We start from the raw sequence: 13,507 nt of genomic DNA on the forward strand, positions 1-13,507 counted from the left end.
GTTCAGTCCTTGGTGACCCGGTTGATTTCCTCAAGGCTGGTGATGCCTTGCATGGCCTTGATCAGGCCCGAGGTGCGCAGGTCGTTGAAGCCGTCACGGCGCATCCGGGTATCGATTTCCAGTGAGTTGCCCTCGGCCATGATCAGCCGTTGCAGCTCGGGGGTGTTCTTCACCACTTCATAAATCCCCACTCGACCCTTGTAACCGCCGTTGCAGTGATCGCAATCGGCGGGCTCATAGATTGTGAAATGGCCGATGCGTTCCTCGGGGAAGCCTTCCTTGATCAGGGTCTCGCGGGGGATCTCGATGGGCTTCTTGCAATGGCTGCAGAGTTTTCGGGCAAGACGCTGGGCAATGATCAGGCTCACTGAGGTCGCAATGTTGAAGCCGGGAATGCCCATGTTGTGCAGGCGAGTGAGGGTTTCCGCCGCGCTGTTGGTGTGCAGGGTGGACAATACAAGGTGCCCGGTCTGGGCGGCCTTGATCGCAATTTCGGCGGTTTCGAGATCGCGGATCTCGCCGACCATGATCACGTCCGGGTCCTGACGCAGGAACGAGCGCAGGGCCTGGGCAAAGTCCATGCCCTGACGTGGATTGACGTTGACCTGGTTGATGCCTTCCATGTTGATCTCCACCGGGTCTTCGGCGGTGGAGATATTGATGTCGACGGTATTGAGGATATTCAGCCCGGTGTACAGCGAGACGGTCTTGCCCGAGCCGGTGGGACCTGTCACCAGAATCATGCCCTGGGGCTGTTTGAGGGCGGCCATGTACAGGTCTTTCTGCTCCGGCTCGTAGCCAAGGGCATCAATGCCGATCTGGGCGCTGGAGGGGTCGAGGATTCGAATCACCACTTTTTCGCCCCAGAGGGTGGGCAGGGTGTTGACCCGGAAATCGATCGACTTGCTTTTCGACAGACGCATCTTGATCCGCCCGTCCTGGGGTTTGCGCCGCTCCGAAATGTCGAGGCTGGCCATCACCTTCAGCCGCGCGGCAATGCGCCCGGCGAGTTGAATCGGTGGCTTGGCCACCTCCCGCAGAATGCCGTCGGTGCGCACCCGCACCCGGTAGTTCTTTTCGTAAGGCTCGAAGTGCAGGTCGGACGAGCCGCTTTTGATCGCGTCCAGCAGCATCTTGTGAACAAAGCGCACCACCGGGGCATCGTCGGCATCGATGCCGCCGAGCGTGTCCTGTTTGCTGTCGTCGACCGACTCGATGTCCAGCCCGTCGAGGTCGACATCGGCCATTTCCTCCAGGCCGGTGGCGTGGGTGTCGAAGAATTTTTCGATGGCGTCGGTGAGCTTGTCGTCCTCGACCAGAATGGCTTCGGTGCTCAGCCCGGTGCTGAATTGAATGTCATTGATCGCCTGATGATTGCTCGGGTCGGAAATCCCCACGAACAGTTTGTTGCCACGCCGCCAGAGGGGCAGGGCGTGGTGCTGGCGGACCAGTTTTTCGCTGACCAGACCCTTGGGCTGGGTTTCCTTGTCGAGACAGTTGAGGTCGAGAAATGCCATGCCGAAATGCTCCGAGGCAATCTCGGCGACCTGCCAGCTCTTCACCAGTTTGTTCTGCACCAGGTAACTGACCAGCGACAGGCGATTGCGCTGCGCCTGTTGCCAGGCTTGCTGGGCACTCTTTTCCGTGAGCAATTCGGCCTGGACCAGTTGTTTGGCCAGACCGCTCAGAGCGATGTCATTCATGGGGTTTCCACATGCTTGCCGTTCATGACTTATAGCCTAGTCAAGTGACAGCGCCAAACACGCGGGGTGCAGGTGACAAAAAGTGTCAGATAGTGCGGCTACGGGGTGTAGGAATCGGCACGACGTCCGGATCATGCCCGGCAGGCCGGGGCTTCAAGCGCTTGGCACGGGCTGTGCTCAGTCCTCTTCAGATCATGAGATTCCGACTCATGCATGGAGCGTGTCTATGAACAAACAACAAGGTTTCACTCTGATCGAGCTGCTGATCGTCGTTGCGATCATCGGTATTTTGGCCACTGTGGCGCTGCCCCAGTATTCCAAGTATCAGGCGCGGTCGAAGGTGACGGCGGGGTTGGCCGAGATCAGTGCGATGAAGGTGCCGTTCGAGGACACCATCAACCAAGGTACCGCTCCGGACATAAACACTGTGAATGGCGGTACAGCCACCACCTCCAACTGTACGGTGGCGGTTACAGGCACAGCGGCGACTGGCGCTGGCACCATTACATGTACGCTGCTTAATGCACCAGGTCCGGTGCTGGGCAAGACCATTACGCTCACCCGCTCTGGCGCGGCCACTGGCGCTACGTCGGGTGTCTGGACATGTGCTTCTACGGTCAACAATGAATACGCCCCGAGAGGTTGCCCTGGCAGTGGCGCTTGATACCTGAGCTACATGGCAATAAGTGCCCCGCTTTGCGGGGCATTTTTTATGGCGCGAGACTTCACAAAAGCTTCAATAATTTCAGGGTGTTAGGAACTTTCCGAAAAGCCGCAACTTGCATGTAAATATTGGCCGTGTCATGCAAATTGCATGATTCCGGAAATTTCTTTTTTTGTTAACTTGTTGAATTTAAAGGATATTTTTAATTCGAAAAAGTTGGCACAGTGTTCGCAACTACCTCGGTAACCCTGCTGACAAGACAACCAGCAGACTTTCCAGAAAAACAGGAGTTACTCGTATGAAGAAGTTCGCTATCACTGCCGCTGCTGCTACCGCGCTGACCCTGACCATGGCTTCCGGTGCATTTGCTCAATCGACTCAGACCACTCAGGCGCCAATGACCCTGGCTGCCGGTGAAGTCACCAAGGCTAAAGAAGCTACTTCCGATACCTGGATCACTACCAAAGTCAAAAGCGACCTGGTAACCGAAAAAGGCATTCCTGGCACCGACATCAAAGTCGAAACCAACAAAGGTGTGGTTTCCCTGTCCTCTGACGTAGCGATCACCGAGGCTCAGAAAACCACCGCCGTGAACATCACCAAAAAAATCAAAGGCGTGAAAGCGGTCTCCGCTGACGGCCTGAAAGCCGAGTAAGGCAAGACTTCTCGCCTGAACCGGGAGAAGACGCGACAGGCGGGCCGAGCAATACGTCTGCCGCACTTTAGAGTTCATGCGAACGGCCACACGGATTGTGGCCATTACAGGCCCCGGCACATGTGTCGGGGCCTGTTCTATTTCAGAGGAGGAAAAGCGCGGAGGTCAGTTGCCGCGTTTGCTGTTGATCTGCTTCAGGCGATTGCCTTCAAAGCGCAGGTATTGATACATGCCATTGCTCGGGCCGTAGGTCCATTCCTCGACCTGAAATTCTTCACGACGGTTGGCGCTGCGTTTGTAACCGAGCAGATCACGGCTGACCGGCTCGCCGCATTTTTGCAGCACCTCGCTGGCGCGATCGCCGAGGCTTACCAGTTGACTGCCGCAGCGCAGGGTATCGGACGCCGCAGCCTGGCTGGCGATCAACGTCAGCCCCAGTGCAGCCAGCCATTTGCAGTTCATCACTCGGCATCCAGATGCATTTGCGTCACCACGCGGCCGTCGCTCTCCGCTTCGCCGAGATTGGCGTCGATGAAGTACACGCGATCGTCGGCCAATTGGCCTTTGTCCACCAGATAGTCCTTGATGCTGCTGGCCCGGTCCTGACCGAGCTGGCGCAGCAGCACATCGCTGGAACTCCAGAACTTGATCACGTCGGCGCGCATTTTCGCCGTGCGCTCTTCCTTGCCCAGATCCTTCCATTCGGCCGGTGGCTGGGTTTTCAGGCGAGTGCGATAGATGCCTTCAAGCAGCGGACCTTTTTCGTTTTCCGGTACCTGGATCAGCGAAGCCTGAGCCGGCACCTTGTCGCCGCGGCGCTGGAGCATCTTGTAGTAGTTGTACTGGTATTCACGTTCCAGACGTTGTTCTGCGAGCAACGGACCGTCACTGCTTTTTGCCGCAGTGCCTTCGATTTCCAGGCGCAGGGCCGGACGTTCCTTCAGCGCTTGCGACAGTTTCACCAGCGCCGCTTCGGCGTCTTTGCTCAGGTCACTGGAACCCGGTGCGAAGGACACGGTGCCGAGGTCTTCCGAGCCGCCACCGCTGACCAGACCGCCAATCAGCTTGAACGGTGCGGCGGCGGCCTTGACGATCAGGTTGCGCAGGGTCTGCCAGACAATCGGCATGACGCTGAATTGCGGATTGTTCAGGTCACCGGTGACCGGCAGTTCGATGGAGATCTTGCCATCGACGTCCTTGAGCAGGGCGATCGCCAGTTTCAGCGGCAGGCTCACGGCATCCGGGCTGTCGACTTTTTCACCCAGTTGCAGTTGCTCGACCACCACTTTGTTTTCGGCCTTGAGCTGGCCCTTGGTGATCAGGTAATGCAGGTCGAGATTGAGCCGGCCCTTGCGGATCCGGTAGCCGGCGAACTTGCCGGAGTAGGGGGTCAGGGTGGTCAGTTCGACCCGTTTGAAACTGGTGGCGATGTCGAGGCTGGCCATCGGGTCGAACGGGTTGACCGCGCCCTTGATGGTCACTGGCGCATAACGGTCGACCTTGCCCTTGATGTCGACACTGGCCGGTTTCGCCTGACGGCTGTCGATGGTGCCGATCTGCCCGTTGAGTTGCTGAATCGCGGTGGCGAAGTTCGGGGTCAGGCTGAAGTCGGCGAAGTTGGCCGAGCCGTCGTTGATCGCGATGCCTCCGATGTGAATACCCAGCGGTTTGTCATTGCTCGCCGGTTTCGCCGCAGCGGTCTTCGCCCCGGAATCGGCTGGCTGTGGGATCAGCAGGTCGTCGATGTTGGTGGTGCGGTCATCGTTGATCATGAACCGCGCATACGGCTGGAACAGGTTGACCCTGTCGATCGACAGGCTGTCGCCGTGCTGATAGTTCAGGCCTTCGACCACCACTTGCTGCCACTTGAGGAAGTCGCGGGTTTTCAGGGTGTCGAGGGTGTGCAACTGATCGATCTGAGCACGACCGGTGACGCTGAGGGCCAGCGGGTCAGTGCTTTTCAGGTTCACTTTGAGGTCGCTGCCGAGCATGCCGCTGCGCAGCTCGAGGCGAATGAACGGGTTGATGTAGGACTGTGCGACCCGCAGGTCGATGTCCTGGGTTTTCACGTTGAGCTGTGCGGTGACCGGGGCCAGGTTGACCACGCCGTCAGCGCTGATCCTGCCTTGCTTGCCCAGGCCGGAGTCGAGCCTGAGGTTGAAGGGCGAGCCGTTGAGACTGTCGAAATTCTGCAAATCGACGTTCAGCGGCGTGACATCCAGCGTGACTTCGGGCTTCGCCGAGCGATCAGCCAGATGCACTTTGTAGTCACGCAGTTGCACGTCCTTGAGCAGCACTTGCCACGGTTTGCCCGGCGCGGTCGGCTCCGGTTTCGGCGAGTCGGCGGCGGCCGGAGTGCTTTTTGGTTCCGCCGCAGCTTTTGCGGCGGGTTTCGACGGCTGGCTGGCGAACAGTTTTTGCCAATCCAGTTGGCCGTCCGCTTCCAGGGCTGCCCAGGTTTCCAGTTTCTGACTGCGGATCTTGCCGACCACCACTTGCTGCTTGGCCAGGTCCACCGTGGTGTCGCTGATGTCGAGTCGTTCGAGTTTCGCCAGCGGGCGTCCGTCCGGTGCCTTGATGGCGAACGGCGCGATATTGACCGCCACATTGCTCAGCAGCAGTTCGGTTTCCTTGGACAGGTTGAGCCTGTAGTCGGTGCTCAGGCTGACGACACCGTTTTCCAGCACCAGTGGCACGGCATCACGCACGTAGGGCCAGAAGGCTTTCATCTGGCCGTCGGTGATCTTGAGGGTGCCCTCGGAAGCGATCGGGATCAGGCTGAAGTTGCCTTTCCAGTCGATCTGCCCACCGGCCGGGCCGATCGCGACGAGCGTCATGTCGGCGTTGTCTTCGGGCAGGGTGCTGAGGTTTTTCAGCTCGAAGTCGAGCTTGTCGTAAAGAAATTCGATCGGCTCGCTGGGGCGCGAATCCACAAAATGCAGGTTGCCGCCGGCCAGCTGGATCCGGTCGATGCGCAGCGGAAACGGTTTGGCGTCGGGATCGGCCGGGGTTGGCTCGCTCGCGGGGAGCTTGAACAGGCCGAGCAGGTTGAGCTGACCGTCCTTGGCGAACAGGATCTCGGTCCTGGATTTTTCCAGTTCGATGTCAGACAGATGCAGGGCCTTGGTCCACAGGCTGTCGAGTTGCAGGTTGGCGTACAGACGTTCGAAGCCGACCTGTTCCTTGCCCGGCTCGCCGATCACCAGGCCCCACAGCGTGAGTTCCAGGCTGAACGGGTTGAGTTCGATACGCTGCAGATGCGCGGGGACCGTGGCGTAGTTGGCCAGTTGCTGGTTGGCCACCCTGAGTGCAATGCCCGGCAGAATCAGGAACCCCAACAGGCTGTAGAGGGCCAGAGCAGTCACCAGGGCGACAATCGCGCGAATCAATCCTTTGGGCATGTGCGGCTTCATCTGTCTGAATCGGAGTGCCTTGGAGTATGGCACGCGATTCCGGTTCCGAAGCAAATGCCGGTGCTCAGGATTGTTCAGATTTTTCCGTGGGAAATTTCCTGCATTGCTTTTAAAGCTGGAGGATCAGGGTCTTCAGCGGTGGCTGCTGATCCAGCGACGGGAAGTCCCGACCCGGGGTCATCACGCTCCATTCTCGCACCGGTCGCCCGGCTTTTTCGGCGCAGCGCAGTACTTGTTCGCGCCAGTCGTCCATGCTGACTTTTGCCAGGTTGTTGCAGCAGATCAGCACGCCATTTTCGGCGGTGGTCAGCAGGGCAGGCTTGAGCAGGCTTTGATAATCACGCAGCAGGTCAACGGTGCCGAAGGCGCTCTTGGCCCATGCGGGTGGGTCGAGCAGCACCAGATCGTACTGGCGCTGTTCGAGGCGCTGATAGCTCGGCAATTTCTGCCCGCGACGCTGGCTGATCGGCAGGCCGGCCAGTTGGCGGATCGCCGGGAAGTAGTCGGACTGGATGAACGCCATGGTCGGCAGTTGCGGATTGAGCTGACCGTTCTCGCGCCCCACCGCCAGATTGCCCTCGGCGAAATCCAGGTTGCACACCTCGCGCGCACCGCCGGCCGCTGCGCTGAGACCGACGCCGCAGGTGTAGGCGAACAGATTGAGCACACTTTTACCCTTGGCGTGATCCTTGACCCAGCCGCGGGTGTTGCGCAGGTCGAGGAACAGCAGCGGATCCTGCCCGGCATGGCGTCCACGCACGCGATAATTCAGGCCCCATTCGTGGCCGACCAGATCCGCCAGTGCCGCGTCGTCGGCGCGGTAGACGCTGTCTTCACGGTCGATTCGCGAGTTGCCACGGGAGCGGTCGTTGTAGACCAGCAGGGTTTCCAGACCAAGAGTCTGGTTGACCATGGCGTGCAGTTGCAGCAGGTCTTCGCGCGCCAGGGTCTGGTGGAAACTTTGCACCATCAGTTGCGGGCCGTAGCGGTCGATGGTCAGGCCGCCTGCACCTTCCTGGCTGCCGTGGAACAGCCGATAGCAGTCGGTGCCCTGACTGTGCAGCTCGGCGAGCAGATCCTGGCGTTGATCGAGGGCGGCGCGCAGCGCCAGGTTCAAGGAAGACATGCGGGCGCCTTGCTGGAGGGAATCGGGGCGCGGGAGTTTAGCAGCAACTCGGCGGCAAGCGGCGAGCTTCAAGCTTGAGGCTCGTCGCTTGCCGCTGCGTTTACTGGTTCAAGCGTTTATCGATCAAACCCTGCACCACGCTCGGATCCGCCAGGGTTGAGGTATCGCCGAGGCTGTCGAGTTCATTGCAGGCGATCTTGCGCAGGATCCGCCGCATGATCTTGCCCGAGCGGGTCTTCGGCAGGGCCGGGGCCCACTGAATCAGGTCCGGTTTGGCGAAGCTGCCGATTTCCTTGCTGACGTGGGCCAGCAATTCTTTCTTCAGTTCATCGCTGGGCTCGGTGCCGTTCATCGGCGTGACGAACGCATAAATCCCCTGACCTTTAACGTCGTGGGGATAACCGACCACGGCGGCCTCGGCGATGCTGTCGTGCAGCACCAGCGCGCTCTCCACCTCGGCGGTGCCGATGCGATGGCCGGAGACATTGATCACGTCATCGATGCGCCCGGTGATCCAGTAATCGCCGTCCTCGTCCCTGCGGGCGCCGTCACCGGTGAAGTAGTAACCGGGGTAGGGCTTGAAGTAGGTATCGACCATGCGCTGCGGATCGCCGTAGACGCTGCGGATCTGCGCCGGCCAGCTCGATTTGATCGCCAGCACGCCGCTGCCGGCGCCCTTGATTTCCTTGCCGTGCTCATCGAGCAGCACCGGTTGCACGCCGAACATCGGCTGGGTGGCGCAACCCGGTTTGATCCGCTGTGCACTGACCAGCGGGCTGAGCATGATGCCGCCGGTTTCGGTCTGCCACCACGTGTCGACTATCGGGCAGCGCTGTTCGCCTACGACGTTGAAATACCATTCCCATGCTTCCGGGTTGATCGGCTCACCGACGCTGCCGAGCAATCTGAGGCTTTGCCGCGACGTTTCCTGCAACGGCCCGGCGCCTTCACGCATCAGTGCGCGCAGGGCGGTGGGGGCGGTATAGAAGATGTTGACCTTGTGTTTGTCGATTACCTGCCAGAACCGCGAAGTGCTCGGGTAGCTCGGCACGCCTTCGAAGATCAGTGTGGTCGCGCCGTTGGCCAGCGGGCCGTAGACGATATAGCTGTGGCCGGTGACCCAGCCGACATCGGCGGTGCACCAGAACACTTCGCCGTCGCGGTAGTCGAGCACGTACTTGAAGGTCATCGCCGCTTGCAGCAGGTAACCGCCGGTGGTGTGTAACACGCCCTTGGGTTTGCCGGTGCTGCCGGAGGTGTAGAGGATGAACAGCGGGTCTTCGGCGTCCATCGGTTCCGGCGGGCAATCGTCACTGACGTCGCGCACGGCCTGGTGATACCAGAGGTCGCGGCCTTCGACCCAGTCGACTTTGTTCTGGGTGCGCTCGACCACCACGACGGTGCTGACATTCGGGCAACTCTGCAGAGCCTTATCGACGTTCTGTTTCAGCGGCACGAATTTGCCACCGCGCACGCCCTCGTCGGCGGTGATCACCGTGCGGCAGTCGGCATCGAGAATGCGATCGCGTAACGAGTCCGGGGAGAACCCGCCAAACACCACCGAATGAATCGCGCCGATCCGCGCGCAGGCGAGCATGGCGTAGGCGGCTTCGGGGATCATCGGCATGTAGATGCAAACCCGGTCGCCTTTCTTCACGCCACGGCTTTTCAGCACGTTGGCCAGGCGGCAGACGTGGTGATGGAGTTTGTTGTAGGTGATTTGTGTCGATTCGGCGGGGTCGTCGCCTTCCCAGAGGATTGCGGTCTGATCGCCACGCTTTTCCAGATGACGGTCGATGCAGTTAAAGCTGACGTTCAGCTTGCCACCGGCAAACCAGGCGGCTTGGCCAGTCCTCAGGTCATAGCGCTGGACGGTCTGCCACGGCGTGCTCCAGTCGAGGAAGCGTGTGGCCTGTTCGGCCCAGAAGGTGCTGGGGTGTTCAATGGATTCGCGGTACAGGCGCTGGTAGTCGTCCTGACTCAACTGTGCAGCCCGGCGGACGGCATCGGCGTTGGGGAACGTGCTGATATCGAACATGACGGTTCCTTATTCTTGTTGTGCGACAAGGATAAAGATGCGCCGAGAGCGGGGAGGGTTCAATACCTGTAAACAAACACCCCCTCATGGCGAGGGGGTGTGTTCAAGGCTGGATCAGCCGCGGTGACGGCCGCGGAAGTAGTTGATCAGGCCCTGGGTGGACGCGTCTTCAGCGGCGGTTTCTTCGCTGCCGACCAGACGGTTGTAGACGCCCTTGCCCAGTTCCTTGCCCAGTTCCACGCCCCACTGGTCGAAGGCGTTGATGCCCCAGACCACGCTTTGCACGAAGACTTTATGTTCGTACATCGCCACCAATGCACCGAGACGACGCGGGCTGATGCGTTCTACGACCAGGGTGTTGCTCGGACGGTTGCCCGGAATCACCTTGTGCGGTGCGAGTTTCTGCACCTGGTCTTCGCTCATGCCCTTGTCGCGCAGTTCGGTTTCGGCTTCCGGCAGGGTCTTGCCGAGCATCAACGCCTGGCTCTGCGACAGGCAGTTGGCGTACAGCCACTGATGATGGTCGGAGACCGGGTTGAAGCTGACGATCGGCACGATGAAGTCGGCCGGGATCAGTTGGGTGCCTTGGTGCAGCAGTTGGTGATAAGCGTGCTGACCGTTGCAACCGACGCCGCCCCAGATCACCGGACCGGTATCGGTCGACACCGCGGTGCCGTCCTGACGCACGCTCTTGCCGTTGGATTCCATGTCCAGCTGTTGCAAGTGCTTGGTGATGTTACGCAGGTAATGGTCGTACGGCAGGATCGCGTGGCTTTGCGCGCCCCAGAAGTTGCCGTACCACACACCGAGCAGGGCCAGCAGCACCGGCATGTTCTGTTCGAATGGCGCGCTCTGGAAATGCTGGTCCATGGTGTAGGCACCGGACAGCAGTTCCTTGAAGTTGGACATGCCGATGGCCAGCGCGATCGGCAGACCGATGGCCGACCACAGCGAGTAACGACCGCCGACCCAGTCCCACATCGGGAAGATGTTTTCTTCGCGGATACCGAAGGCTACGGCTGCCGCGTTGTTGCTCGAAACAGCGATGAAGTGGCGATACAGCTCGGCTTCGGAACCACCCTGAGCCAGGTACCAGGCGCGGGCGGCCTGGGCGTTCTTCAGGGTTTCGAGGGTGTTGAACGATTTCGACGAAACGATGAACAGCGTGGTCTCGGCGCGCAGTTTTTGCGTCAGCTCGTGGAACTCGCTGCCGTCGATGTTCGCCAGGTAATGGCAACGCACGCCTTTCTGGGCGTAGGACAGCAGGGCTTCGGAGACCAGCTCGGGGCCGAGGAACGAGCCACCGATGCCGATGTTCACCACGTCGGTGATCGGCTTCTCGGTGTAACCGCGCCACAGACCGTCGTGGATGCGGCCCACGAGATCGGTGATCTGGTTCAGCACCTTGTGTACTTCAGGCATCACGTTGACGCCGTTGACCGACAGCTTGTCGCCGACCGGGCGACGCAGGGCGGTGTGCAGCGCCGGGCGGCCTTCGGAAGAGTTGACGATTTCGCCGTCGAACAGCGCCTTGATCGCGCCTTTGAGATCGACTTCGTTGGCCAGCCCCACCAGCAGGTTGCGGGTCTCGGCGTTGATCAGATTCTTCGAATAGTCGAGAAACAGTCCGCAGCTGCTAAGAGTGAACTGATTGAAGCGCTGCGGATCGGCGTTGAAGGCTTCGCGCATGCTGAAATCCTGCATGGCTTGGCGGTGATCTTTCAACGCTTGCCAGGCAGGCAGAGCGGTAACGTCATGAGGAGTGCGGTAGTACGCCATCGCTGCGGTTTTCCTTTTTACTTGAACGGCCTTTTGAACACTGAAAAGACCTCCCCGCCATGTTTGGGCGAGGGGGCAACTGCGTCGACACGATTACTTTGGCGCAGGGCGAATACAGTAAACCCAGCGCCGCGATCTGTCTTGGCTTTGTCTGACCTGTTTTCGGTACTTTTTTAACATTGATAACAGACGGGGCCGACAAACGGCGGGTAATGCGAGCAGTCCCTGCTATTGGTGTCGAGTCGAACGGCGGGAGTTTGCCCGATGGGCAGGTGCTCAGCAATACGGTCTGGAAGTGCGTGCAAGCGCCGTGGGAGCGAGGGGCTCCCACAGCGTTTGCCGGTGTTCAGGCGGGGGTATCGAGATTCAGATGCAGGTTGTCGATCAACCGGGTGCTGCCGAGGAAGGCCGCGACCAGAATCACCAGATCGCGATCCTCGACCGTTGCCGGGCGCAGGGTCAGGGCGTGGCGGATTTCCAGATAGTCCGGACGCAGCCCGGCAGCTTCCAGCTGCTGGCGTTGCGCCTGGATCAGGGCAGGGAAGTCGCGCTCGCCCTGCTTGATCGACTCGGCAATGCTGCTCAGGGTGCGATAGACCACTGGCGCCACGGCGCGCTGATCTTCACTGAGGAAACCGTTGCGCGAGGACAGCGCCAGACCGTCGGCGGCGCGTACGGTCGGCTCGCCGATGATCTGGATCGGCATGTTCAGGTCGTGCACCAGCGCGCGGATCACCGCCAGTTGCTGGAAGTCTTTCTGGCCGAAGATCGCCAGGTCCGGCTGGACCATGTTGAACAGCTTGCTGACCACTGTCGCCACGCCTTCGAAGTGCCCCGGACGGCTGGCGCCGCAGAGGCCTTCGGAGAGTTGCGGAACACTGACCCGGGTCTGCCCGGCCATGCCGTCGGGATACATTTCTTCGACAGTCGGGGCGAACAGCAGATCGCATCCGGCTTCCAGCAGTTTTTCCTGATCCGCCGCCAGGGTACGCGGGTACTTGTCGAGGTCTTCGCCGGCGCCGAACTGCAGCGGGTTGACGAAAATGCTCGCGACCACAAAGTCCACGCGCTGAGTGGCTTTGGTGATCAGGGCAATGTGGCCGCTGTGCAGGTTGCCCATGGTCGGCACGAAGCCGATGCGCTTGCCTTCACTGCGGGCGCGCGCCACGGCGGCGCGCAGTTCACGTACGGTTTTGACGGTGTTCATGCAGAGAATCCGTGTTCGATCCCGGGGAAAGTGGTGGCTTTGACTTCACTGACGTAAGCCTTCAGCGCGGACTGGATGCTGTCCTGACCCTGCATGAAGTTCTTCACGAATTTTGGCACACGGCCGCTGATCGACAGGCCGAGCATGTCGTGCAGTACCAGCACTTGGCCGTCGGTGTCGCTGCCGGCGCCAATGCCGATCACCGGAATCTTCACCGCTTGGGTGATTTCAGCCGCCAGTTCGCTCGGCACGCATTCGAGCAGCAGCATGGCCGCGCCGGCCTGCTCCAGGGAGATCGCGTCGGCGCGCATCTGGCGTGCCTGGTTCTCGTTGCGACCCTGCACTTTATAGCCACCGAGAATGTTCACCGCTTGCGGGGTCAGGCCCATGTGGGCGCAGACCGGCACGCCGCGCTCGGCCAGCAGGCGGATCGAGTCCGCCAGCCACAAGGCGCCTTCGACCTTGACCATGTGCGCGCCGGCCTGCATCAGCAGGGCACTGTTGGTCATGGTTTGCTCAAGGGTGGCGTTGGCCATGAACGGCAGGTCAGCCAGGATCAGGGCATCAGAGTTGCCGCGTTTGACGCTGGCAACGTGGTAGGCCATTTCTGCGGTGGTCACCGGCAGGGTGCTGTCGTGACCCTGCAGGACCATGCCGAGGGAGTCGCCCACCAGCAGCACTTCGACACCGGCCTCGTTGCAGGCATGGGCGAAGGTCGCGTCATAGCAGGTCAGCATGGTGATCTTTTCACCTTTCTGCTTGAGGCTCTGGAGCGTGGTCAGGGTGATGGCTGGCATGTAAGAAATCCTCGTTCAGGCGCTCTGGAAACTACTGCGAGTAACGCGCGTGATTCGTCATCTATTCAGGCGCACGCTCTTTTGTCGTGCTTATAAGGCCTGGATTGCGCCCTTGTATGCCGGGT

At 60.3% G+C, this 13,507-nt stretch carries 10 protein-coding genes; 2 read left to right on the forward strand and 8 right to left on the reverse strand.

The features are described 5' to 3' along the window. Nucleotides 1–2: 2 nt before the first annotated feature. Nucleotides 3–1,703, reverse strand: coding sequence for a type IV-A pilus assembly ATPase PilB (gene pilB, locus QLG12_RS08485; RefSeq protein ID WP_282474308.1), 1,701 nt, complete (start codon nt 1,701–1,703; stop codon nt 3–5). A gap of 226 nt (nt 1,704–1,929) precedes the next feature. Between pilB and QLG12_RS08490 the strand changes: the two genes are divergently transcribed. Together QLG12_RS08490 and QLG12_RS08495 are read left to right on the forward strand one after the other, a co-directional pair. Then, nucleotides 1,930–2,367 carry a pilin gene (locus QLG12_RS08490; protein ID WP_197870622.1) on the forward strand — a complete coding sequence of 146 codons (438 nt, stop codon included), beginning with the start codon at nt 1,930–1,932 and terminating at the stop codon, nt 2,365–2,367. 298 nt (nt 2,368–2,665) lie between these two features. Beyond that, nucleotides 2,666–3,022 (forward strand): BON domain-containing protein, encoded by a 357-nt coding sequence (locus QLG12_RS08495; protein WP_011335977.1) that lies wholly within the window; start codon nt 2,666–2,668, stop codon nt 3,020–3,022. A gap of 165 nt (nt 3,023–3,187) precedes the next feature. Here the strand turns inward: QLG12_RS08495 and QLG12_RS08500 are convergent, their stop codons facing one another. From QLG12_RS08500 to panB, 7 genes are all read right to left on the reverse strand, one after another. Further along, nucleotides 3,188–3,484, reverse strand: a complete 297-nt coding sequence (locus QLG12_RS08500) for a DUF2845 domain-containing protein (protein ID WP_085655060.1) — start codon at nt 3,482–3,484, stop codon at nt 3,188–3,190. Then, a complete protein-coding gene (locus QLG12_RS08505; RefSeq protein WP_282474309.1) occupies nt 3,484–6,435 on the reverse strand; it encodes a DUF748 domain-containing protein in 2,952 nt (983 codons plus the stop codon). Before QLG12_RS08505 ends, QLG12_RS08500 begins: the two co-directional genes overlap by 1 nt. A 109-nt stretch (nt 6,436–6,544) precedes the next feature. Further along, complete coding sequence (locus QLG12_RS08510; RefSeq protein ID WP_236194092.1) at nt 6,545–7,561, reverse strand: class I SAM-dependent methyltransferase; 1,017 nt, start codon at nt 7,559–7,561, stop codon at nt 6,545–6,547. Nucleotides 7,562–7,661: 100 nt separating this feature from the next. Next, complete coding sequence (gene acs / locus QLG12_RS08515; protein ID WP_282474310.1) at nt 7,662–9,599, reverse strand: acetate--CoA ligase; 1,938 nt, start codon at nt 9,597–9,599, stop codon at nt 7,662–7,664. 114 nt (nt 9,600–9,713) lie between these two features. Further along, nucleotides 9,714–11,378 (reverse strand): glucose-6-phosphate isomerase, encoded by a 1,665-nt coding sequence (pgi, locus tag QLG12_RS08520; RefSeq protein WP_064382071.1) that lies wholly within the window; start codon nt 11,376–11,378, stop codon nt 9,714–9,716. A 346-nt stretch (nt 11,379–11,724) separates the two neighbouring features. Further along, nucleotides 11,725–12,585: a pantoate--beta-alanine ligase gene (panC, locus tag QLG12_RS08525; RefSeq protein ID WP_282474311.1), complete on the reverse strand. Its 861-nt coding sequence runs from the start codon at nt 12,583–12,585 to the stop codon at nt 11,725–11,727. Continuing rightward, entirely contained in the window at nt 12,582–13,382 is an 801-nt protein-coding gene (panB, locus tag QLG12_RS08530) for a 3-methyl-2-oxobutanoate hydroxymethyltransferase (RefSeq protein WP_011335970.1), read from the reverse strand. Before panB ends, panC begins: the two co-directional genes overlap by 4 nt. Nucleotides 13,383–13,507: the final 125 nt, after the last annotated feature.

This window comes from Pseudomonas sp. V88_4 (genome assembly GCF_029967985.1).
GTDB classification, from domain to species: Bacteria; Pseudomonadota; Gammaproteobacteria; order Pseudomonadales; family Pseudomonadaceae; genus Aquipseudomonas; species Aquipseudomonas glycinae.